At 63.3% G+C, this 21,900-nt stretch carries 27 protein-coding genes; 19 read left to right on the forward strand and 8 right to left on the reverse strand.

What is annotated here, in order from left to right; translation table 11 throughout:
* The first annotated feature begins 7 nt into the window (after window positions 1–7).
* The 6 genes from pyrE (at window position 8) to recO (ending at window position 4,250) form a co-directional block, all read left to right on the forward strand.
* On the forward strand, window positions 8–586 hold the full coding sequence (gene pyrE / locus ABLE86_RS07795; protein WP_348778350.1) for an orotate phosphoribosyltransferase: 579 nt from the start codon (window positions 8–10) through the stop codon (window positions 584–586).
* Between the two features lie 13 nt (window positions 587–599).
* Complete coding sequence (acpS, locus tag ABLE86_RS07800) at window positions 600–1,001, forward strand: holo-ACP synthase (protein WP_348778351.1); 402 nt, start codon at window positions 600–602, stop codon at window positions 999–1,001.
* 88 nt (window positions 1,002–1,089) lie between these two features.
* Complete coding sequence (lepB, locus tag ABLE86_RS07805) at window positions 1,090–1,839, forward strand: signal peptidase I (RefSeq protein WP_348778352.1); 750 nt, start codon at window positions 1,090–1,092, stop codon at window positions 1,837–1,839.
* Window positions 1,840–1,842: 3 nt separating this feature from the next.
* The gene (gene rnc, locus ABLE86_RS07810; RefSeq protein ID WP_348778353.1) at window positions 1,843–2,565 is read left to right on the forward strand and encodes a ribonuclease III; all 723 of its coding nucleotides are present in this window, start codon (window positions 1,843–1,845) and stop codon (window positions 2,563–2,565) included.
* On the forward strand, window positions 2,562–3,470 hold the full coding sequence (gene era, locus ABLE86_RS07815; RefSeq protein WP_348778354.1) for a GTPase Era: 909 nt from the start codon (window positions 2,562–2,564) through the stop codon (window positions 3,468–3,470). The genes rnc and era overlap by 4 nt, the downstream gene beginning before the upstream one ends.
* Before the next feature lie 18 nt (window positions 3,471–3,488).
* Window positions 3,489–4,250, forward strand: a complete 762-nt coding sequence (gene recO / locus ABLE86_RS07820) for a DNA repair protein RecO (RefSeq protein WP_348778355.1) — start codon at window positions 3,489–3,491, stop codon at window positions 4,248–4,250.
* A gap of 12 nt (window positions 4,251–4,262) precedes the next feature.
* On the opposite strand, the gene ABLE86_RS07825 is transcribed toward recO, so the two are convergent.
* Both ABLE86_RS07825 and ABLE86_RS07830 read right to left on the reverse strand, forming a co-directional pair.
* A complete protein-coding gene (locus ABLE86_RS07825; protein WP_348778356.1) occupies window positions 4,263–4,880 on the reverse strand; it encodes an HD family hydrolase in 618 nt (205 codons plus the stop codon).
* Window positions 4,877–5,764, reverse strand: a complete 888-nt coding sequence (locus ABLE86_RS07830) for a folate-binding protein YgfZ (RefSeq protein ID WP_348778357.1) — start codon at window positions 5,762–5,764, stop codon at window positions 4,877–4,879. The genes ABLE86_RS07825 and ABLE86_RS07830 overlap by 4 nt, the downstream gene beginning before the upstream one ends.
* An 80-nt stretch (window positions 5,765–5,844) precedes the next feature.
* Between ABLE86_RS07830 and ABLE86_RS07835 the strand changes: the two genes are divergently transcribed.
* Window positions 5,845–7,179 carry a dihydroorotase gene (locus ABLE86_RS07835; protein WP_348778358.1) on the forward strand — a complete coding sequence of 445 codons (1,335 nt, stop codon included), beginning with the start codon at window positions 5,845–5,847 and terminating at the stop codon, window positions 7,177–7,179.
* 12 nt (window positions 7,180–7,191) lie between these two features.
* Here ABLE86_RS07835 and ABLE86_RS07840 read toward each other — a convergent pair whose 3' ends face one another.
* From ABLE86_RS07840 to ABLE86_RS07855, 4 genes are all read right to left on the reverse strand, one after another.
* The gene (locus ABLE86_RS07840) at window positions 7,192–7,854 is read right to left on the reverse strand and encodes a hypothetical protein (RefSeq protein WP_348778359.1); all 663 of its coding nucleotides are present in this window, start codon (window positions 7,852–7,854) and stop codon (window positions 7,192–7,194) included.
* A gap of 164 nt (window positions 7,855–8,018) precedes the next feature.
* Window positions 8,019–8,276: a hypothetical protein gene (locus tag ABLE86_RS07845; protein WP_348778599.1), complete on the reverse strand. Its 258-nt coding sequence runs from the start codon at window positions 8,274–8,276 to the stop codon at window positions 8,019–8,021.
* Window positions 8,277–8,409: 133 nt separating this feature from the next.
* Entirely contained in the window at window positions 8,410–8,772 is a 363-nt protein-coding gene (locus ABLE86_RS07850; RefSeq protein ID WP_348778360.1) for a TIGR02301 family protein, read from the reverse strand.
* Window positions 8,773–8,906: 134 nt separating this feature from the next.
* Window positions 8,907–9,353 carry an NUDIX hydrolase gene (locus tag ABLE86_RS07855; protein ID WP_348778361.1) on the reverse strand — a complete coding sequence of 149 codons (447 nt, stop codon included), beginning with the start codon at window positions 9,351–9,353 and terminating at the stop codon, window positions 8,907–8,909.
* 123 nt (window positions 9,354–9,476) lie between these two features.
* On the opposite strand from ABLE86_RS07855, the gene ABLE86_RS07860 reads away from it, so the two are divergent.
* Together ABLE86_RS07860 and ABLE86_RS07865 are read left to right on the forward strand one after the other, a co-directional pair.
* On the forward strand, window positions 9,477–10,238 hold the full coding sequence (locus tag ABLE86_RS07860; RefSeq protein ID WP_348778362.1) for an SOS response-associated peptidase: 762 nt from the start codon (window positions 9,477–9,479) through the stop codon (window positions 10,236–10,238).
* Window positions 10,239–10,262: 24 nt separating this feature from the next.
* The gene (locus ABLE86_RS07865) at window positions 10,263–10,889 is read left to right on the forward strand and encodes a LysE/ArgO family amino acid transporter (protein WP_348778363.1); all 627 of its coding nucleotides are present in this window, start codon (window positions 10,263–10,265) and stop codon (window positions 10,887–10,889) included.
* Here ABLE86_RS07865 and ABLE86_RS07870 read toward each other — a convergent pair.
* On the reverse strand, window positions 10,866–11,006 hold the full coding sequence (locus ABLE86_RS07870; RefSeq protein ID WP_348778364.1) for a transcriptional regulator: 141 nt from the start codon (window positions 11,004–11,006) through the stop codon (window positions 10,866–10,868). The genes ABLE86_RS07865 and ABLE86_RS07870 overlap by 24 nt on opposite strands.
* 168 nt (window positions 11,007–11,174) lie before the next feature.
* Between ABLE86_RS07870 and ABLE86_RS07875 the strand changes: the two genes are divergently transcribed.
* The 7 genes from ABLE86_RS07875 (at window position 11,175) to rarD (ending at window position 17,345) form a co-directional block, all read left to right on the forward strand.
* Window positions 11,175–11,417 (forward strand): hypothetical protein, encoded by a 243-nt coding sequence (locus ABLE86_RS07875; RefSeq protein WP_348778365.1) that lies wholly within the window; start codon window positions 11,175–11,177, stop codon window positions 11,415–11,417.
* Entirely contained in the window at window positions 11,401–12,825 is a 1,425-nt protein-coding gene (gene cysS / locus ABLE86_RS07880; protein WP_348778366.1) for a cysteine--tRNA ligase, read from the forward strand. Before ABLE86_RS07875 ends, cysS begins: the two co-directional genes overlap by 17 nt.
* Window positions 12,822–13,205, forward strand: a complete 384-nt coding sequence (locus ABLE86_RS07885; protein ID WP_348778367.1) for a VOC family protein — start codon at window positions 12,822–12,824, stop codon at window positions 13,203–13,205. Before cysS ends, ABLE86_RS07885 begins: the two co-directional genes overlap by 4 nt.
* A 17-nt stretch (window positions 13,206–13,222) precedes the next feature.
* On the forward strand, window positions 13,223–13,720 hold the full coding sequence (locus tag ABLE86_RS07890) for a GFA family protein (RefSeq protein WP_348778368.1): 498 nt from the start codon (window positions 13,223–13,225) through the stop codon (window positions 13,718–13,720).
* The gene (gene pip / locus ABLE86_RS07895; RefSeq protein WP_348778369.1) at window positions 13,717–14,676 is read left to right on the forward strand and encodes a prolyl aminopeptidase; all 960 of its coding nucleotides are present in this window, start codon (window positions 13,717–13,719) and stop codon (window positions 14,674–14,676) included. Before ABLE86_RS07890 ends, pip begins: the two co-directional genes overlap by 4 nt.
* A 53-nt stretch (window positions 14,677–14,729) precedes the next feature.
* Window positions 14,730–16,346 (forward strand): citramalate synthase, encoded by a 1,617-nt coding sequence (gene cimA / locus ABLE86_RS07900; protein ID WP_348778370.1) that lies wholly within the window; start codon window positions 14,730–14,732, stop codon window positions 16,344–16,346.
* A gap of 87 nt (window positions 16,347–16,433) precedes the next feature.
* On the forward strand, window positions 16,434–17,345 hold the full coding sequence (gene rarD / locus ABLE86_RS07905) for an EamA family transporter RarD (protein WP_348778371.1): 912 nt from the start codon (window positions 16,434–16,436) through the stop codon (window positions 17,343–17,345).
* 34 nt (window positions 17,346–17,379) lie between these two features.
* Here rarD and ABLE86_RS07910 read toward each other — a convergent pair whose 3' ends face one another.
* Window positions 17,380–17,991, reverse strand: coding sequence for a TIGR00730 family Rossman fold protein (locus ABLE86_RS07910; RefSeq protein ID WP_348778372.1), 612 nt, complete (start codon window positions 17,989–17,991; stop codon window positions 17,380–17,382).
* A 115-nt stretch (window positions 17,992–18,106) separates the two neighbouring features.
* On the opposite strand from ABLE86_RS07910, the gene ABLE86_RS07915 reads away from it, so the two are divergent.
* From ABLE86_RS07915 to ABLE86_RS07925, 3 genes are all read left to right on the forward strand, one after another.
* Window positions 18,107–19,537 carry a LysM peptidoglycan-binding domain-containing protein gene (locus ABLE86_RS07915; RefSeq protein ID WP_348778373.1) on the forward strand — a complete coding sequence of 477 codons (1,431 nt, stop codon included), beginning with the start codon at window positions 18,107–18,109 and terminating at the stop codon, window positions 19,535–19,537.
* A 168-nt stretch (window positions 19,538–19,705) separates the two neighbouring features.
* Window positions 19,706–19,996: a metalloregulator ArsR/SmtB family transcription factor gene (locus tag ABLE86_RS07920; protein ID WP_348778600.1), complete on the forward strand. Its 291-nt coding sequence runs from the start codon at window positions 19,706–19,708 to the stop codon at window positions 19,994–19,996.
* Window positions 19,997–20,000: 4 nt separating this feature from the next.
* Entirely contained in the window at window positions 20,001–21,884 is a 1,884-nt protein-coding gene (locus tag ABLE86_RS07925) for an ABC transporter ATP-binding protein/permease (protein ID WP_348778374.1), read from the forward strand.
* The last annotated feature ends 16 nt before the right edge of the window (window positions 21,885–21,900 follow it).

The following is a 21,900-nucleotide window of genomic DNA, read 5'->3' on the forward strand; positions in this document are numbered from 1 at the left end:
GAGCAGCATGAATACCGACCAGGTGCTGGACATTTTTCGCGAGGCGGGTGCAGTTCTCGAAGGTCATTTCATCCTGACCTCGGGCCTGCGCAGCCCTGTGTTTTTGCAGAAGGCCCGGGTGTTCATGCATGCCGACAAGACCGAGCGGCTGTGCCGGGCGCTGGCCGAGAAGATCCGCGCGGAAGTGCCGGGTGTTATCGATTACGTCGTCGGTCCGGCCATCGGCGGTCTGATCCCCGCCTACGAGACCTCGCGCCACCTCGGCGTGCCGGCGGTCTGGGTCGAGCGTGAGGGCGGCGTGTTTCGTCTGCGTCGATTCGAGATCGAAAAAGGCGCGCGTGTCGTCATCGTCGAGGACATCGTCACGACCGGGCTGTCTATCCGCGAAACCATCGAATGCCTGCGCGATCTTGGAGCGGAAGTCGTCGCGGCCGCCTGCATCATCGACCGTTCTGCCGGCAAGAGCGATGTCGGCGTGCCGCTGATCGCGCTTGCCGAATATGAGGTGCCGGCCTATCCGGCGGACCAGCTTCCGCCGGAACTCGCGGCCATTCCGGCAGTCAAGCCGGGAAGCCGGAACATCTGAGGGCCCAGGCTGTATGATCATCGGCATCGGCAGCGATCTCATCGACATCAGGCGAATCGAGAAGTCGCTCGAGCGCTATGGCGAGCGCTTCAAGGCCCGCATCTTCACTGAGATCGAGCAGGCCAAGTCGGAGCGCCGCAAAGAGCGTGCGGCCTCCTACGCCAAGCGCTTCGCCGCCAAGGAGGCCTGCGCCAAGGCGCTCGGAACCGGCATGGCGCACGGGGTGTTCTGGCGGGACATGGGCGTTGTGAACCTTCCCGGCGGCAAGCCGACCATGCAGTTGACGGGCGGTGCGGCCGAAAGGCTGCAGCACATGCTGCCGGCGGGTCGCCGCGCGGTCATTCATCTCACGATCACGGATGATTTCCCGCTGGCCCAAGCCTTTGTGATCATTGAAGCGCTGCCCGCCGAATAACCGCCGCTTTCATGGCGCTCGTGGCAAGCGCTAGACATTGCTCCGAACGCGCCGAGCCCTTATACCGAGACGCAGAAACGAGGAAGAGATGAGCGTGGCCGACAAACCTCAGAAGAAATCCGGCGGGCTTGGTGAAACGGTCAGCGTCATCATCCAGGCGTTGCTGCTTGCGCTGGTTATCCGCACATTCTTGTTCCAGCCGTTTTCCATTCCTTCGGGTTCCATGCGCCCCACGTTGCTGGAGGGCGATTATCTCTTCGTGACCAAGTGGGCCTATGGATACTCGCGGTATTCGCTGCCGTTCTCGCCTGATCTGTTCTCTGGCCGCATCTGGGGGAGCGAGCCGGAGCGTGGCGATGTCGCGGTCTTCAAGTTCCCGCCGAACCCGGCTCTTGATTACATCAAGCGGGTGGTCGGCCTGCCGGGCGATCGCATCCAGATGAAGGATGGCCAGTTGTTCATCAACGGGGAGGGCGTCCCGCGTGTGAAAATCGGCCAGATCGACAATCCGGATATCACCGAAGTCAGCCGCCCGGTCGACGTCTATCGCGAGACGCTGCCCAACGGCGTTTCCTACGACACGCTCGACCTGACGCCAAATTCGATTGGCGACAACACGCGTGAGTTCGTGGTTCCGGAAGGCCACTATTTCATGATGGGCGACAACCGGGACAATTCCACCGACAGCCGCTTCTCGGTTGGCTACGTTCCCTCGGAGAATCTTGTTGGCCGCGCCAATATCATTTTCTTCTCCATCGCCGAGGGTGCGAGCCCGCTGGAAATCTGGAAGTGGCCGACGCAACTGCGCGCCTCGCGCCTCTTTACGTTCGTCCACTAGGACATGGCCAACAAACGACCGACCGGACAGGCGCTCGCCGATGCATTGCGCGAGCGTACCGGACATGCCTTCACTGATATCCAGCGCTTACAGCGTGCGCTCACCCATGCCAGCGCCCGCGGCGTCAAGGTCGGCGGCGACTATGAGCGCTTTGAGTTCCTTGGCGATCGCGTGCTGGGGCTGGTGGTGGCCGACATGCTGTTCAACGCGTTTCCGGCTGCGGCCGAGGGCGAGCTTTCGGTTCGCCTGAATGCGCTGGTCAATGCCGAGACGCTGGCCGAGATCGCGGACGAGATCGGACTGACCGAGCTGATCCGGGCCGGCAGCGAGGTAAAGACGCTCGCCGGGCGCAAGCGCGTCAACATTCGCGCCGATGCGCTGGAATCGCTGATCGCCGCGCTCTATCTCGATGGGGGGCTGGATGTCGCCCGCCGGTTCGTTCTGCGCTATTGGGAACCGCGTTCCACGGTTACAGGTGCAGCCCGCCGCGACCCGAAGACGGAACTGCAGGAATGGGCGCATCAGGCGGCCGCCGCCACGCCCAGCTATCAGATCGAAAGCCGCGAAGGGCCCGACCATGATCCGGTCTTCAAGGTCAGCGTTCGGGTGGGACAATTCACGCCGGCCTATGGAACCGGCCGATCGAAGCGCGAGGCCGAGCAGGCCGCCGCGGCAAGCATGCTCCAGCGCGAGGGCGTCTGGGGCCAGGAAGGAAATGAAGCGTGAGCGAAACTGAACCCGTCACCCATTCCGGCTTCGTCGCCCTGATCGGCGCGCCGAACGCCGGCAAGTCGACGCTGGTCAACCAGCTTGTCGGCGCCAAGGTGTCGATCGTCACCCACAAGGTGCAGACCACGCGTGCCATCGTTCGCGGCATCGCCACGCACAACGACGCACAGATCGTGTTCGTCGATACGCCCGGCATCTTCAAGCCGCGCCGCCGGCTCGACCAGGCAATGGTCACCACCGCCTGGGGTGGGGCCAAGGACGCCGACGTGATCATGGTGCTGATCGACGCCGAGCGCGGCATCAGGGGTGACGCCGACACGATCCTCGCCAATCTGGCCGAAGTGCGCCAGCCCAAGGTGCTGGTGCTCAACAAGATCGACCGGGTCAAGCCGGAAACCTTGCTGGTGCTGGCGGAAGAGGCCAACAAGCGCGTTCCCTTCGACAGCACCTTCATGGTCTCGGCGCTGACCGGCGCGGGCTGCAAGGCCATTCTCGACCATCTCGCCAAGGCTTTGCCTGTCGGCCCCTGGTACTATCCGGAAGACCAGATTTCAGACCTGCCGATGCGGCAGCTCGCCGCCGAGATCACCCGCGAGAAGCTTTATCTGCGGCTGCATCAGGAACTGCCCTATTCGTCCCACGTGGAAACCGAAAGCTGGGAGGAGAAAGCCGACGGTTCCGTGCGCATCGAGCAGGTGATCTATGTCGAGCGCGACAGCCAAAAGAAGATCGTGCTGGGCCACAAGGGCGAGACGATCCGCGCCATCGGCCAGGCGGCGCGCAAGGAGATCGGTGAAATCCTGGAGCAGAAGGTGCATCTGTTCCTGTTCGTGAAGGTGCGCGAGAATTGGGGCGACGACCCCGAGCGCTATCGCGAAATGGGCCTTGAATTCCCGCACTGAGCGGCCAACACTCCCGTTATGGAATGGCGCGACGAGGGCATAATCCTTGGCAGCCGCAAGCATGGCGAAACCAGCGTCATACTTGAGGTGATGACGCGCGCGCATGGGCGCCACCTTGGCATGGTCCGTGGCGGGCGCTCGCGCAAGGCGCAGCCGGTGCTGCAGGTCGGGAACCGGGTCGATCTGATCTGGCGAGCGCGCCTGGACGAGCATATGGGCTTTTTCCAGGTCGAGCCGCTGGAACTCAACGCAGCCCGCCTGTTCGAAAGCGCCTGTGCAGTCTATGGCCTGCAGACGCTGGCCGCGCATCTGCGCCTTCTGCCGGAACGCGAACTGCATTTGGGCCTCTACGAGATGCTGGAGTTGCTGATCTCGCATCTGGACGATGCCTCCGCCGCCGGCGAGCTTGTCGTGCGCTTCGAACTGATGATGCTGGAAGAACTTGGATTTGGCCTCGACCTGACCGAGTGCGCCGCCACGGGCGGGCGCGAAGAGCTGGTCTACGTCTCGCCGAAATCAGGCCGCGCGGTTTCCCGCGAGGCCGGCTTGCCCTGGCACGACAAGATGCTGCCGCTGCCAGCCTTCCTGATCGGCGGGGTAGGACGATGCACGGACATGGCCACGATCGAGCAGGCGTTCCGGCTGACTGAGTTCTTCTTCGCCCGCCATGTCTACGAGCCCCGCGGACTTTCATCTCCCGAGGCGCGGGCGGGCCTCCTCAACGCGTTGCGCAAGCACAGTGCCATGACGTCCAGCGTTTCCGGCGGCAGCGCGGCCTGACGCGCCGTTGAACTATGCCGCTCCGCGCATGCGCTCGATTTCGGCGAAACGCTTCAGGAAGGCGCGCTCCACCGACTTTGCCGGGTGGCAGGCAAGGTCAAAGCCGTCCGCTGAAATGCTGCGCGGGCGGCCGAAGAATTTCGTCGCTTCCTGAACCGAAAAGCCGGCAAGCGCCGTCGCTTCGAAATAGGCGGCAATCTGGTCGGCCCGCTTGATCTGCTTCCTGAGCCTCTCGCTTATCTCCGGGGCAAGCGAAAAGCGAACGTGGATGGCGTGCTGCAGACGCTGCTCGACCAGCTTGTAGCCGCCGCCAACCACAGACTTGAAGGGCGAGATCATGTCTCCGATCACATATTCAGGCGCGTCGTGCAGCAGGGCCGTGAGTTGTTCGACGGGCGTCGGCGTCTTTGCCTGCCTGGAAAAGATCTCTTCCACCAGCAGTGAGTGCTGCGCGACAGAGAAGGCATGATCGCCGCCGGTCTGGCCGTTCCAGCGCGCTACGCGCGCCAGCCCATGCGCTATGTCGGAGATCTCGATGTCCAGCGGCGAGGGATCAAGCAGGTCGAGGCGACGACCCGAAAGCATGCGTTGCCAGGCGCGCGGGGGGGCGCCGACCTTGTCGGCTGTCATGCTTCCCCCGCATTGGTGGCGTCTTGCGGAAAGGTGAATTTCGCCCATGCGGGGATTGAGAGCGTGAGGGGGACGTCCGCGGCTGTAATCGCGACGCCATTGTCCTGTGCGTCCTTCACGCGGTCGATGCGCGCAACGGCGAGGCCGCGTTGTCCGGCAGCGGAGCCGAGCGTGCCGATCGTGCGGCCGTCGGCCATAATTGCAGTGCCAGGCTCCGGCAGCGGGGCTTCGGCCGAAACGAGCAGCACGCGCCGCCGCGCCGTGCCGCGATGATGCATGCGCGAAACCACTTCCTGGCCGACATAGCAGCCCTTGCCGAAGCCGACGCCGCCCGTCTCGTCGAGCAGAACGTCATGCGGAAAGGCGTCCCCCAGTTCGAAGTCCTTGCCGCTTTCGGCGACGCCATGAGCTATGCGCAGCGCGTGCCATTCGTTCGCGTCGGCCGCTGGCTGCAAGGACTGGCCGTAGAGCCTGAACACCGGAAAAGGTGCCTTGAAGCGGGCGTCGCGCAGCGCCGTAGCGCCACTGCGCACGGTGTTGGATTCTGCTTCTGAAGCAGATGAATCGGTGTCCCACTTAACGCCGACAACCTTTTGAGATTGCTTGGAAATCTCCACCTTCGCGCGCAGCTTGTAGAGCGTCAGCCGGCGGATGAAGTCGTCAGCCACGTCGGCGCGGCAATCGAGAAGGAAGCCGCCTGTTTCATCGCGCGAGATCAGGAAATCAAAGAGGATCTTGCCTTGCGGCGAAAGCAGCGCACCGGGCTTTGCCTCGCCTGGAGCCAAAGCGTCGAGGTCTGTGGTAAGTATGTTCTGCAGGAAATGTTCCGCCTCCGCGCCGGTCACAGAAATGAGGCAACGGTCGGAAAGCAGTGCTAAAACCATGGGCGGAACCTGACTTGCAAATCGGTTGGCCATTACGTAAGCCCCCCGCATCGCAGGAGCAAGAGCCGGGAAGGTGGCAAATGACAGCGACGTTCGACCTCATTCTCAAGGGCGGCACGGTCGTCAACCACGATGGCAGTGGCGTGCGGGATGTTGGCGTGCGTGCCGGCCGCATCGCGGCGATCGGCGATTTGCGTCAGGCCTCGGCCGGAGAGATCATCGAGTGCAGGGGCCTGCATGTCCTGCCTGGCGTGGTCGACAGCCAGGTGCATTTTCGCGAGCCCGGGCTTGAGCACAAGGAAGACCTGGAAACCGGCTCTCTTGCCGCCGTGCTTGGCGGCGTTACGGCCGTCTTCGAAATGCCCAACACCAATCCGTTGACCACCAGCGCGGAGGCTCTGGCCGACAAGGTTTCGCGCGCCACCGATCGCATGCATTGCGACTTTGCCTTCTGGGTGGGCGGCACGCGCGACAATGCAAGAGATGTCGGTGAGCTGGAGCGCCTTCCGGGTGCCGCCGGCATCAAGGTCTTCATGGGCTCGTCCACCGGCGATCTGCTGGTCGAGGACGACGAAGGGGTGCTCTCCATCCTGAAGAATACGCGCCGCCGCGCAGCCTTCCACTCGGAAGACGAGTTCCGCCTGCGCGAGCGCCTCGGCGAACGCATCGAGGGGGATCCGTCCTCGCATCCGGTCTGGCGCGACGAGATTGCTGCCCTGCGCTGCACGGAGCGGCTGGTGCGGATAGCCCGGGCGGCAAGAGCGCGCATCCACGTACTGCATGTTTCCACGGCGGAAGAGATCGAGTTCCTTGAACACCACAAGGATGTGGCGAGCGCCGAGGCCACACCGCACCATCTGACGCTTACGGCCGACGACTACGCCACGCTGGGAACCCTGATCCAGATGAACCCGCCCGTGCGCTCTGCGCGCCATCGCGACGGGGTCTGGCGCGGCATAAGCCAGGGCATCGTGGACGTCCTCGGGTCCGACCACGCGCCTCACACCCTGGCCGAGAAGGCCAAGCCCTATCCTGCCTCGCCATCGGGCATGCCAGGCGTGCAGACGCTGGTTCCGATAATGCTCGACCATGTGAACGCCGGGCGGCTTACACTGGAGAGGTTTGTGGACCTGACAAGCCACGGCCCGCAACGCCTGTTCGGCATGGCGCGCAAGGGGCGCATCGCGGCTGGCTACGAGGCCGACTTGACCGTGGTGGACATGAAGCGCACCGAAGTCATCACCAATGCCCAGGCAGGATCGAGAGCCGGTTGGACGCCTTACGATGGCAAGGAGGTCAAGGGCTGGCCAGTGGGCACGATCATTCGCGGCAACCGCGTGATGTGGGAAGGTGAAATCGTCACGGGCGGACAGGGCCGGCCAGTGGCGTTCTCGGAAGCGCTTCCCGTGGAGTAATGTGTCGCCGGCCTAGTCGCCGGCGACGAAGAATGCCCATTTGCCTTCGGGAGTGATCCCGAGGCGATAAAAATTGTAGGCGCCGTCGCTCTTCATGTCCTCGTAATCGCCGGCGGTCACGATCTTGAACAGCTCCACGCGCTGGCGCGGCGTGAGGCGCTCCAGCGGCATCGCGAAGAAATATGGCCAGGCATATAGTTCTTCAGGCGTTCCGGGATCGAGGTGGACATAGCCGGCATTCAGGACGTTTTCGATGATGGCGAGTATTTCCTCGCCGTCCTTGTCGCCGGACAGTTCCTTCAGAAACTCTATCGGGTCGCCCTCGAGACCCGTGACCGAGAGCTGGGTGGCATCGTCGCCCGTGCCGACGAGCGTGCGCAGCTTCTCGATGTCGCCGCCAATCGCAACGTCCAGGATCAACTGGCGCATGCGCTGCACCGGCTCCGGCAATTTCGAGATGTCGTAGATGATCTCGGGCAGGGGAGTGTTCGGGTCTTCGTTGGCGTGGGCCGCGCTGCTGGGCGCGGTCGCGCCGGGCGCTTCCTCGCCTTGCGGCGCTGTGGTCTCGCCAGTTGCCTCGTTGTCGAGCGTTTGAGCCGGAGGCGTGGGCAGTTCCTCCCGCTTGATCTCGCTCAGCGCGAAGGCAGGCGTCGTGGTCGCAATCGCTGGCAGCAAGGCTGTTCCGGCCGCAGCCAGCCAAAGCGCGGCAGCAAAGCCGCTACTCTTGCGATTCCGAACTCCGCTGCGCGTCGGTGTCTGCATGTCCCATCCTCTCCAGGGCCACGATCAATTCGGCGCCCATCGACTACTTATAGCGAAAAATCGGTCTTAGGGATGATTCAATGTCGCAGCCGGAGCGGCTCGAACTCTCCGGCGATCACTTTTTCGCGCATGCGATCAAGCAGTGCCAGTGCGGCGTCTTCGCCATTCGTGCGCAGGATCTCGCCAAAGGCGGTGGCAAGCGCGGCTTCGGCAAGGATATCGGCCTCGATGCCGACGGAGAAACCCTCGGCCCATGCCTCGTTGTGGCATTCCACGGCGGTCAGCCGCTTTTCTTCTCTGACCAGCGCATCGAGGTCGCTGACACCGTGTTCGATCGTCATCTTTCACCTTTCAAGCCTTGATCCCCCGATTCGGATCAACTTGAGCTTCCCCGTACACCCATCGTTAACAACCTAGCACAGCCGTCCGATTCGCGGCGCGGCGCGAAAACGAAATGTGGAGACGTGCTTAATTTCCATAGCGCCCCGTCACCTCGCGCGTCAGCGTCTCGCCTTCTTTCATGTAGCGCGCGATGGCTTCGGCCGCCGAACTGGTGCACTTGGCGTAAGTTCCCTCGAACGAGCGGTAGCCGCGATTGAAGCTGGCGATGAACTTTGCGCGACGCGCTGCATCCGGCTTCTCGGCATCAAGAAGCTTTTCCATTTGCTGGCGCCACTGGTCGCCGTGCTCGCCGCAAAGGTTTCGCAGGAAATGCAGGGAGCCGAGAATTTCCGCCAGCCGCATCAGGTTTCCCTCGAAGGGGGCTTCCTCCGCGCGCACGGGGCTTGCGGCCGTCGAGATGGCGACAAGCAATGCGATGAAGAACGGCATGGTCCGGCCCATGACGCCTTGTGGCGAAACAATTTGTCAGCCGCAAGGCGGTAAGGCCACTATCCCCCCGAATTGTTCTTCTTGGCTGGCCGTCACATCGCGGCTTCACTTCACTTCTTGAAGAGGAAGCTGCTTCAGAAGACTTCCTTGTGGCCAACGGCAGCATTGAACGAGCCGTGCCGCAAAAGCTCTCGGCACACTTCGGCAACGGAGTCGGTAACCGGCAGCGCGTCCAATTCCGCAAGCGTGAAGAAGGCGGCCTCCTCGGCGTCGCTGTCGGCGCGCGGCTCGCCGCCGCAGTCCTGGCCCGCGAAAACCTGAAGCCGATAGGTGATTTCCAGTCCGTCCCGCTCCGCATCGATGAAATAGGTTCCCAGCGGCTTGATGTCGGCTGCAACCAGCCCGGTTTCCTCGAAAAGCTCGCGCAGTGCGGCCTCTTCATCTGTTTCGCCGGGCTCGACCCGCCCGCCGGGAAAAGCATAGTGCCCGCGCGACGGCTGCTGCCCGCGCTTGACCAGCAGTATGCGGTCGCCCCGCATCAGGGCCACCGAAACCGCGGGGATGGTCTGCCGTGCGGACATGGGTCTCCTCTTTCGCTTCGGCCCGATTGGCTGGGGATGGGCCGGGTGGCCCAACCGATACAGGTTGCCGTTCGGGATTTCCATCGCCACATTGGCCGCGAAATCAAACGGTATCATCAAGGAATGTGCGGACGTTTTGCGCTGACTGCCAGCCCCGTGGAGGTTGGCGAGGCATTTTCGCTGGCCGATCTCGAGCCATTTCCGCCGCGCTACAACATCGCGCCGACGCAGCCGATACTCATGGTGTCGGCCGGCGAGTTGCGCGAGCCGGGCTCCAACTTTCCGGACCGTCGCTCGCTTCTCGTGCGCTGGGGTCTGATTCCCGCCTGGGTGAAGGACACGCGAGACTTTCCGCTGCTGTTCAACGCGCGCTCCGAAACCGCCGCTGAGAAGAATTCATTCCGCACGGCCATGCGCCACCGCCGGGCGCTGGTCCCGGCCTCGGGTTTCTACGAATGGCGGCAGATCGGCGGCAAGCGGGTGCAGGCCTATTGGGTTCGCCCGAAGCATGGCGGGGTGATTGCCTTCGCCGCCCTGCTGGAGACCTATGCCGAGCCGGGCGGTTCCGAGATGGATACCGGCGCGATCCTGACCACCAGCGCCAGCAGCGACATCGCCCATATCCACGACCGCATGCCGGTGGTGATCCACCAGCAGGATTTCTCGCGCTGGCTCGACTGCCGTTTCCAGGAGCCGCGCCACCTGGCCGACCTGCTGCGGCCCACCGAGCCCGGCTTCTTCGAGCCCATCCCGGTCTCGGACCTTGTGAACAAGGTCGCCAACACCGGCCCCCAGATCCAGGCGCGCGTTGAGCCGTCCGAGCCGCCCAGGCCAGCGCGAAAGAAGCCAATTGCCGACCCGTCCAGCCAAATGACCCTTTTCTAGTTCCTTTATCAGGCAATCCCGTTCATGATCTCAGCCCTTGTTCCGGCAGCACTTTCCGGCTTCCTTCTCGGCGCCTCGCTCATCATCGCGATCGGCGCGCAGAATGCCTTCATCCTGCGCCAGGGCCTGCTCCGCCAGCACGTCTTCGTGCTGTGCATGATCTGCGCGCTGTCGGATGCGGTGCTGATTGCCGCCGGCGTTGCCGGCCTTGGTACGCTGATCTCGCAATCGCCGACGCTGATCAACATCGTCACCATCGGCGGGGCGGTTTTCCTGTTCTGGTATGCGGTCGTCGCCTTCCGGCGCGCCGCGAAGCCGGATGTGCTGCAGGCGGCCAAGACGGGCGAAGGCAGCCTGAAGGCTGCGGTGGCGGCCTGTCTGGCCTTCACCTTCCTCAACCCGCACGTCTATCTCGACACGGTGGTGCTTTTGGGCTCGCTATCAGCGCGATATGAAGGCCACGACCGCGTGGCCTACGGGCTCGGCGCGGCGCTGGCGTCTTTTGTGTGGTTCTTCGGGCTCGGCTATGGCGCGCGCCTGCTTCAGCCCGTTTTCGCTCGGCAATCGGCTTGGCGCGTGCTCGACGTGCTGATCGGCCTGGTCATGGCCGCGATAGGTATCAGCCTGTCAACGCGGCTTGTTGCCGGCTGAGGCTCCCTTGCGCTTGGCGGCAAGCACAGCCGCCAGGATCGCGGCCGGACCGATGGCGCGATAGTGGCTTGTCAGCGCCGCATATTGAGCGCGGATACGTTCTGCTTCGCTCTTCATGGCTGACATCTTCCTGTTCCCCAAGGTCTAGTGCCATTCACCTGCTACTGCATGCGCTTTCTTTGGGACGAAATCGTGACGTCCGCCGGGCTTCCGGTTGGCTTGGCAACTCCAGTAACTGTATGTTTAATAAACCATTACGGATCCATTGGGCGGCCGGAAGGCGACATGTCTGCTGCGAAGTTGCGACTTGACGGCAATATCGCGGAAGGCGATAAAGCTGCCCATGAAAACGCCTTTCGCCATTTGCGGCATTTGCATTATTGGCTAGCGCACGCGCTGGTCCGGACGTTTTCGCCTTTTCTCTCGACAGGACAAACGCCCCGGCCAGCAGGCTGGAGCTTCATCGCGTCTGCCGGCTTGCGGCGGATTGCCGAACGGACTGGGATTTTGAATGTCGAACGGATTTAAGGGCTTGCGGCTCCACAACACGCTGACGCGCACGAAGGAAGATTTCGTGCCGATCGATCCCCGAAATGTGCGGATGTATGTCTGCGGGCCGACGGTCTACGACTTCGCGCACATCGGCAATGCGCGGCCCGTCATCGTCTTCGACGTGCTCTACCGGCTGCTGCGCCAACTCTATGGCGCCGATCACGTCACCTATGTCCGCAACATCACCGACGTGGACGACAAGATCAACGCGCGCGCCCTGCGCGATTTCCCCGAATTGCCGCTGAACGAGGCGATCGCCAACGTGACCAGGAAGACCGCCGACCAGTTCCACAAGGACGTCGCGGCCCTCGGCACCCTGCCGCCGACCTTCGAGCCCCGCGCCACCGAATTCGTGCAACCGCGCGCCGACGGCAAGGCCGACATGATCACTCTCATTCAGAGCCTGATCGAACGCGGTCATGCCTATGAAGCGGCGGGCGAAGTCCTGTTCGACACCGGCTCGATGCCCGACTACGGCCAGCTCTCCAAGCGCAATCTGGACGAGCAGCAGGCCGGCGTCCGTATCGCGGTAGATGCGCACAAGAAGAATCCTGGCGATTTCGTGCTGTGGAAGCTTTCCTCGCCCGAAGAGCCGGGCTGGGACAGCCCGTGGGGCAGGGGCCGCCCCGGCTGGCACATCGAGTGCTCGGCCATGAGCGCCGCCTATCTCGGCGAGGTGTTCGACATACATGGCGGCGGGCTCGACCTCATCTTCCCACACCACGAAAACGAAATCGCCCAGTCGCGCTGCGCCCACGGCACCGATGTGATGGCGAATTACTGGCTGCACAACGGCTTCCTACAGGTCGAAGGCCGGAAGATGTCGAAGAGCGAGGGCAATTTCGTCACCATCAACGAATTGCTGGAGACGGAAAAGTTCGGCGGCCGCAACTGGCCGGGCGATGTGCTACGTCTTGCCATGCTGATGACGCACTACCGCGAGCCCATCGATTTTTCCGTGCGCAAGCTCGAGGAAGCCGAAAACACCCTGCGCAAGTGGAAGCGCGCGGCCGACATGGCCCCGGATGGGGCAACACCTGTTCCGGCGGGCATCGTCGACGCCCTGTGCGACGATCTTGCGACCAGTTCGGCCTTCCAGCTCATGTCGCATCTGGCCAGCCAGGCAGCCGGCGACGAGAATGAAGAAGCTGCGGCAGCGCTCAAATCGGCTATGCTGTTCCTCGGCTTCGAGCTTCAGGCGGCAGAGGTCGACGAGGAGGCGATCGCAAAGGCAATTGCAGAGCGCCTTGCGTTCATTTCCGCAAAGGACTGGGCTTCGGCCGACCGCATCCGAGCCGAGCTTCTCGAGCAGGGAGTGCAACTCAAGGACGGCAAGGACCCCGCGACCGGCGAACGTGTGACCACATGGGAGGTAAGACGATGATCGACCACCTTGGCATAACCGTAAGCAATTTCGATGCCTCGAAGGCATTTTACGACAAGGCAATGGCACCGCTCGGCGCGTCGCTGCTGATGCTGGTGCCGACCGAATATACCGGAGGGGTCAAGGTTGGCGGCTATGGCCGCGACCGCCCAACCTTCTGGCTGCACGAGGGCGAAAAGCCTGGCCACCACCAGCATATCGCCTTCTCGGCGCGTTCGCGCGCTGAGGTGGACGCCTTCTACAAGGCCGCGATTGCCGCCGGGGGCAAGGACAATGGCGCTCCGGGCCTGCGTCCGCACTACCATCCGGATTACTACGGCGCCTTCGTCTTCGATCCTGACGGCAACAATGTCGAAGCCGTCTGCCATACGCCCGAGTAGGGTTCTGGAGGAACGCGATGAGCCTCGACAACAAACCCATCTTTACCGGCGGCTGCCAGTGTGGCGCGGTGCGGTTCAGGGTCGAGGGGGCGTTGGGTGAAGCTTCCGTCTGCCATTGCCGCATGTGCCAGAAGGCAAGCGGAGGCTTCTACGCGCCACTCGTTTCGGCGCGTGGTGCAAACCTCGAATGGACGCGCGGCGAGCCGAGCCATTTTCAGTCGTCGAACTATGTATCGCGCGGCTTTTGCAGCAAATGCGGCACGCCGCTCACCTATGAGGCGCCCGACGGCGTCGCCCTGATGATTGGCGCCTTCGACGACCCGGAGGATATTGCACCGGTCATTCAGTGGGGCATCGAGGCCAAGCTGCCCTATGTCGACCAGGTGCCGCATCTGCCTGGCGTTGAGACCATGGCCGACGAAGCGGCCGCCGAATTTCTTTCGACGCTGGTTTCCTACCAGCATCCCGACTACGACACCGAGATTTGGCCACCGGAAAGAGGGCAAACGGAATGACCGAGAACCTGCGCACGCTCTATCCCGAACTCGAGCCGTTCGACAGCGGCATGCTCGATGTGGGCGACGGCCACAAGATCTACTGGGAGCGCTCGGGAACCAGGGGCGCCAAGCCGGCCGTGTTCCTCCATGGCGGCCCCGGGGGCGGCATTTCGCCAAAACACCGGCGCCTGTTCGATCCGAAGCTGTATGACGTCATCCTGTTCGACCAGCGCGGCTGCGGCCGCTCCACGCCGCACGCAGAGCTGGAAGCCAACACCACCTGGCACCTGGTGGCCGATATCGAGCGCCTGCGCGAGATGGCCGGCTTCGACAAGTGGCTGGTTTTCGGCGGCTCCTGGGGCTCGACGCTGGCGCTGGCCTATGCCGAGACCCATCCCGAGCGGGTCAGCGAGCTGGTCCTGCGCGGCATCTTCACGCTGCGAAGCAGCGAGGTCGAATGGTATTACCAGCATGGCGCCTCGCTGATGTTCCCGGAAAAATGGGAACGCTTCATTGCCCAGATTCCCGAGCAGGAGCGGGACAATTTCGTGCAAGCCTATCGCGCCCGCCTGACCAGCGACGACAAGGCAACCCGCATCGCCGCCGCCAAGGCATGGAGCGTGTGGGAGGGCGAGACCATCACCCTGCTTCCGGAGCCCGAGACCAGCGACAAGTTCGGCGAGGACGAATTCGCGCTCGCCTTCGCCCGCATCGAAAATCACTATTTCGTCCACGGCGGCTGGATGGACGACGGGCAGCTCCTGCGCGACGCCGGCAAGCTGAAGGGAATTCCGGGCGTCATCGTGCAGGGCCGCTACGACATGGCCTGCCCGCCGGCCACCGCATGGGAGCTGCACAAGGCGTGGCCGGAAGCTGAGTATTACCTCATCGAGGGCGCCGGCCACGCCTATTCCGAACCGGGCATCCTCGACCGGCTGATCCGGGCCACCGATACCTACGCGGGAAAGCGCTGACCCTGAATCATGACCGCCAGGCACTCAGGCGGAACGACGAAAGCATGGAATTCATGACCAAAGAACGCATCTACCTCTACGACACGACCCTGCGTGACGGCCAGCAGACGCCGGGCATCGACTTCAACGTCGAGGACAAGATTGCGATTGCCTCCATGCTCGATGCCTTTGGTCTCGATTATGTCGAAGGGGGCTATCCGGGCGCAAACCCCACGGACACCGCCTTCTTCACCGAAAAGCGCACTTCGCGTTCAAAATTCTCCGCCTTCGGCATGACCAAGCGCGCTGGCGTCTCGGCCTCCAACGATCCGGGCCTGGCGGCATTGCTGCAGGCCAAGGCGGATACGGTCTGCTTCGTCGCCAAGAGCTGGGACTATCATGTGCGCGTGGCGCTGGGCTGCACCAACGAGGAAAACCTCGCCTCGATCACCGCATCCGTAGAGGCCGCGCGCGCTGCCGGCCGTGAGGCGATGGTCGATTGCGAGCACTTTTTCGATGGCTTCAAGGCCAATCCGGAATATGCGCTGGCTTGTGCGCGCTCCGCGCTCGGGGCCGGCGCGCGCTGGGTGGTTCTGTGCGACACCAACGGCGGCACGCAGCCGTCGGAGGTGCGGGAAATCGTCGGCAAGGTCATCGCGGCCGGCATCCCCGGCGCGAACCTGGGCATCCATGCGCATGACGACACCGGGCAGGCCGTCGCCAATTCGCTCGCTGCCGTGGAGGCGGGCGTGCGCCAGATCCAGGGCACGCTGAACGGCATCGGCGAACGCTGCGGCAACGCCAATCTCGTCACGCTCATCCCGACGCTGGTGCTCAAGCCGGCCTTCGCCGAACGCTTTGAAACGGGCATTTCGCCGGAGAAGTTGGAGGACATCTCCCGGCTGTCGCGCAGCTTCGACGAATTGCTGAACCGTGCGCCGCAGCCGCAGGCGCCCTATGTCGGTGCATCCGCTTTTGCTACCAAGGCGGGCATCCACGCCTCGGCGCTCATCAAGGAGCCGCAGACCTATGAGCACGTGCCGCCGGAAACGGTCGGCAATCGCCGCAGGGTCATGGTGTCGGATCAGGGCGGCAAGGCCAATTTCATCGCCGAACTGAAGCGGCGCGGCATCGATGTGCCGAAGGACGACCACCGCCTCGATGCGCTGATCTCGGCGGTCAAGGAACGCGAGGCGCAGGGCTACGCCTATGAGGGCGCCGATGCCAGCTTCGAGCTGCTTGCCCGCCGTTTCCTTCACACCGTGCCGGATTTCTTCCGGGTCACCAGCTTCCGCTGCATGGTCGAGCGCCGCTACGATGCCAACGGCGCGCTGAAGACCGTTTCCGAGGCAATCGTGAAGGTGAGCATCGACGGCGAAGAGAAGATGTCGGTGGCCGAAGGCCATGGCCCGGTCAACGCGCTCGATATCGCCCTGCGCAAGGACCTCGGCAAATTCCAGAGCGAAATCAGCGATCTGGAGCTGGCCGACTATAAGGTGCGCATCCTCAACGGCGGTACCGAGGCCGTCACGCGCGTGCTGATCGAGTCGCTCGATTCCACCGGCGCGCGTTGGTCCACCGTGGGCGTGTCCGACAACATCATCGACGCCTCGTTCCAGGCGCTGATGGATTCGATCATTTACAAACTGATGAAAAACCGCGAAATGGCCGGGCTGGTCGCAGCCGAATAGCGCAGCCGGTTCAACTATCAGCTGAACGCAAGCATCCATCAGAAGTTTGAAATGGTGCTCGCCACCTGGCGGGCGCATAGGTGTGGCATGACAATCGATACTCGGGCCTCCGACAACGCCGCCTCGCGCGGCTTTCTGTTTGCGCTTTCAGCCTACCTGCTGTGGGGCTTGCTGCCGCTGGTCATGAAGGCGGTGGCGCATATACCGGCTGCCGAAGTGGTCGCTCATCGGGTGGTCTGGTCCGTACCGATCGCCGGCGCCGCGCTGCTGTTCCTCGGCCGCACGGCCGACGTGAAGGCGGCATTGCGCTCGCCGCGCACAATGCTGATGGCGGCGGTCACCGCTGCTTTCATCTCCTGCAATTGGGGGATCTATGTCTGGGCGATCGCGTCCGACCGGGCGGTGGAAACAGCGCTCGGCTACTACATCAATCCGCTGGTCAGCGTGGTCATGGGCGCGGTGCTTCTCGGCGAAAAGCTCAACCGCTTCCAGGTCGCGGCGATTGGCCTGGCGGCGGTGGCCGTGCTCGTGCTCGCCTTCGATGCCGGCGGCGTGCCGTGGGTGTCGCTCGCCCTGGCGATGACCTTTGCCGTCTACGGCTTCCTGCGCAAGACGCTGCCGATCGGTCCGAGCCAGGGCTTCTTCCTCGAAGTGATGATCCTGTGCGTGCCGGCGCTGGCCTATATCGTGTGGCTGCAGATGCGCGGCGAAGGGCACTTCGTGGCCTCCGATCCCTATGATATCGCCCTGCTTGTCGTCTGCGGGCCGGTCACGGCAGTGCCGCTGATGCTCTATGCATTCGGCGCAAAGCTGCTGCGTTATTCGACCATCGGCATCATGCAGTACATCGCGCCGTCGATCATCTTCCTGATCGCGATATTCATCTTCGACGAGCCGTTCAGCCAGATGCGCCTCGTTGCCTTTGCCATAATCTGGACGGCGCTGGCGATCTACACCTGGTCGATGTTCTTCCAACGCGTTGAGCCGCCTGCCCAATAGGCGCGGACACTCGGCACGTCCGCGGCGGTGATTGTCAGAGCTTGTCGATGAGAGTCTGAACGCCGGTGGCGGGCGTGTCCACGGCAGCGCCTTCGGCAAGCACGGCGGCGACCACCGACTCGACCCGGTCGACCACTATCGGGTTGACCAGGTGGCTCGTGTGGACGAAGCCTTCGGCCTTCATATGCTCAAGAAGCGCCAGCATGGGGTCCCAGAAGCCGTCGACATTGGCGAACACGATCGGCTTGCGGTGGTGTCCAAGCTGGGCCCAGGTCATGATCTCGACGATCTCTTCGACCGTCCCGATGCCGCCGGGCAGCGCAATGAACGCGTCCGACTTCTCGAACATCAAGTGCTTGCGCTCATGCATGTTCTCGGTGACGACCAGTTCGTCCAGACGGCCCAGCGCGGTTTCGGTTGCTTCCTTGCTAATCAGGAAACGCGGGATGATGCCCGTGACCTTGCCGCCGGCACGCATGGCGCTGTCGGAAACGGCACCCATGATGCCCTTGGTGCCTCCGCCGTACACCAGCCGCAATCCGGCTTCCGCCAGCGATCGGCCCAATGTGTGGCCAGCCTTCAGGTAGACGTCGCCACGACCGGGCGAGGAGCCGCAATAAACGCAGATGGATCGAATCGGGTTCATGAATTTGATTGGTGAATACCAAGCCGATCCCGGTCAAGACAAATTGCGGGGCTTTTTCTTGTCGGTATCGCGAAAACAGGGTAGACGGGCTTTAGATGGCTAAGGGGCTGGGGTTATGGCGAGCACGATCAACAGGGCGTTGTTGTTTCTAGCCGGAGGCGTGGCCGCCGCGGCGGTGACGGCCTATGTGTCCGGCGCGCTCGATCCCTATCTTGGCCGAAAGCCCGAAGCTGTTGTGACAGCGCCCGAGGCAGCCGCGCCAACTGCCGAGACGAAGGAGGGCAGGCTTCCGGCACCGCCGCAGGCGACGCCGGCCACCGCCGGCCAGACCGCCGCCGAAAGCCCCGCAGCTTCAGAAGCGCCTGCTGCGCCTGCAAAGACGGCGGACGTAGCGGCCGAGGTTCTCGCCCCGTCCTTTGATATTGTGCGCGCCGAAGCAAATGGCTCGCTTGTCATCGCCGGCAAGGCTGCTCCTTCGGCCAAGGTCGAGATCGTTCTCGGCGCGAAGGTGATCGGCAACACTACGGCAGGGGCCGAAGGCGACTTCGCGGTCGTTATCGAGGAGCCATTGAAGCCGGGCGATCATCAGATCGTGCTGCGTTCGACCAACCCCGACAATGTGGTGTCGACCTCGCCCGAAACGGCGATCGTTTCCATCCCGGAGACGAAGGACGGTCAGGTGCTGGCGCTTGTCGAGCAGCCCGGCGCGCCCAGCAAGCTGATCTCGGTTCCAGAACCCGAGCCGGCGCCCAAGGTGCCCGAGCAGCAGGCGTCCGGTGCAGAGCCCGCTGCGGGTGCTTCATCTGAGACGACGCCGTCCGCGGGTGAGCTTGCGGCATCCGCCGGGCAGCAATCTGCTCAGAAGGTCGCAACTGCACAGCCGGCGCCGGCGTCGGTCGCCCAGGAACCCGTGGCCTCAGGCCAGCCGAAAGTGAAGGTGGAGGCGGTCGAGATCGAAGGGCGGAAGGTGTTCGTTGCCGGCGTCGCCGATGCGGGCAGAAAGCTTCGCGCTTACGCCAACGATATCCTGCTGGGCGAGGTTGCCGCTTCCGCCGGGGGGCGTTTCCTGATCGAGACCGAGCGGGACCTGCCGGTGGGCGACTACATCATTCGCGTCGACGCGCTCGAGGCAGATGGCGTCAAGGTCGCGGCTCGCGCCGCTGTGCCGTTCGAGCGCGAGCCGGGCGACGCCGTCTCGGCGGTTGCGCCCGACGCCGACGCAAAGCCTGCGCAAGCTCCGACGGCAGCCGCCGAGTCCGGTGCGGCTGAAGTCGCTGCGGCAAACCCGCAGGAACTGGCGCCGAAGCTTCAGAATGTTGACGGCGCGGTCATCATCCGGCGCGGCGACAGCCTGTGGCGCATTTCGCGCCGGGTCTACGGTTTGGGCGTGCGCTATTCCACCATCTATCTCGCCAATCAGGATCAGATTCGCGATCCCGACCGCATCTGGCCGGGCCAGGTTTTCAGGGTGCCTGAGAAGACGCACCAGGGCGAGGCAGCCGATATGAAGGCAGTTGGCGAGCAGGCCACCACGCTGCCACAATAATACGGGAAGAAACGCCGGCAGGCGAAAAAGAGGGCGAAACGTCCTGTTTTTGCCGCGTCCTCGATTTAAGCAGTTGAGAAATGGGGCATCATCGTATATCGCCGATATACGATGATGGTTCAGGTTGATTTCGGCAATTGCGCCAACGCTGCCACGAAACGGGCGGCTATGCGGTTTGCTGCCCTGTCGCACCCGGCGCGCATCGAGATATTGCGCTATCTTGCCGGCAGCCAGTCCTGCTGCTGCAAGGATGTCGTAGAGCAACTCGATCTGGCGCAATCCACGGTCTCGCAGCACCTGAAGGTTTTGGTCGAGGCCGGGCTGGTGCGCTTTTCGTCGGAAAGGCAGCGATCGCTCTACGAGATTGATCGCGAGGCGCTGACCGCATTTTCCAATCAGGTCGCAGACCTCATACAAGCCTGTTGCTCGGGCAAAGAAAAACAAGATTCAAAGGCATAGCTTAGTGGCCGACAAGACAGTCTCCGCCGATTCCGGTTCAACGCTGAAGACACTGCTCAATCTCTGGCCTTATATGTGGCCGGCCGACCGGGCCGACCTGAAGGCGAGGGTGGTCTGGGCAACGGTCTTCCTGGTGGTGGCGAAGCTCGTACTCGTTGCCGTGCCCTATTTCTTCAAGTGGGCGACGAATGTGCTGGCCGGCGACCATGCTCCGTTGCCGCCGCTGCCCGATTTCTTGTTGGCGCCGGTCATGCTTGTGCTGGCCTACAACCTCGTGCGGGTGGTCCAGCTTGGCTTCAACCAGTTGCGCGATGCGCTGTTCGCGCGCGTTGGCCAATATGCGGTGCGCCAGCTTGCCTACAAGACATTCGTGCATCTGCACGACCTGTCCCTCCGCTTTCATCTGGAGCGGCGCACTGGCGGTTTGTCGCGCATCATCGAGCGCGGAACCAAGGGCATCGAGACCATCGTTCGCTTCACCATTCTCAACAGCGTGCCGACGCTGATTGAATTCGCGTTGACGGCGGCGATCTTTGCGATCGCCTATGGATGGCTCTATGTGGTGGTCGTGGCCGTAACGGTCGCGATCTACACTTGGTTCACCGTGTGGGCCAGCGACTGGCGCATCGGCATCCGGCGCGAAATGAACGCGTCCGACACCGACGCCAACACGAAGGCGATCGACTCGCTCCTGAACTTCGAAACGGTGAAGTACTTCAACAACGAGCGGATGGAGGCGGAGCGCTTCGACCGCTCGATGGCGCGCTACGAGACCGCGGCCACGCGCATCTGGACCTCGCTGGGCTGGCTGAACTTCGGCCAGGGCGTGATCTTCGGCGCCGGAATGGCGGTCGCCATGTGGATGTCGGCGCGCGAAGTTATGGCCGGCACACAAAATATCGGTGATTTCGTCTTCATCAATGCCATGCTGATGCAGCTTTCGGTGCCGCTCAACTTCATCGGCTTCATCTATCGCGAGATACGCCAGGGGCTGACCGACATCGAGCACATGTTCGATCTTCTCGACGTCGAGCAGGAAGTGGTGGACCGGCCCAACGCGCGGCCCCTGGCCGTCCGCGATGGCAAGGTCGAATTCCGCGACGTGCACTTCGCCTATGATCCCAACCGGCCGATCCTCAAGGGCGTCAGCTTCGAGGTGCCGGCCGGCCGCACCGTCGCCATCGTCGGCCCCTCGGGCGCCGGCAAGTCGACCATCTCGCGCCTGCTGTTCCGCTTCTACGACATTCAGAGCGGCTCGATCCTGATCGACGGGCAGGACATTCGCGACGTAAGCCAGGAAAGCCTGCGAGCCGTGATCGGCATGGTTCCGCAGGACACGGTGCTGTTCAACGACACCATCGCCTACAACATCCGCTACGGTCGCCCCGGCGCCTCCGACGAAGAGGTGAAGCGCGCGGCCGACCTGGCCCAGATCGGCGGCTTCATCGAGCATCTGCCTGGCGGCTACAAGGCGATGGTGGGAGAGCGCGGGCTCAAGCTTTCGGGCGGCGAAAAGCAGCGGGTGGCGATCGCGCGCACCATACTCAAGGCGCCGCCCATTCTCATGCTCGACGAGGCCACCTCGGCGCTCGACACCCATACCGAGCAGGAGATTCAGGCCGCCCTCGATCTGGTGAGCCGCGGCCGCACGACCATCGTCATCGCGCACCGGCTTTCCACCGTGATTTCGGCCGACGAGATCATCGTGCTGAAGGATGGGCAGATAGCCGAGCGCGGCACCCATGCCACCCTGTTGCGCAAGGATGGGCTCTATGCTTCCATGTGGGCACGCCAGCGCGAAGCGACGGAGGCGGAGGAGCGGCTGCGGATTGCTCGCGAAACCGACGAACTGGGGGTTGTCGTCAGGCGCAAACCCGAGGAAGTCTGAGCCCCATTGCCGGTTT

It is taken from the genome of Mesorhizobium sp. KR2-14 (genome assembly GCF_040049255.1).
In the GTDB taxonomy this organism is placed as follows: domain Bacteria; phylum Pseudomonadota; class Alphaproteobacteria; order Rhizobiales; family Rhizobiaceae; genus Pseudaminobacter.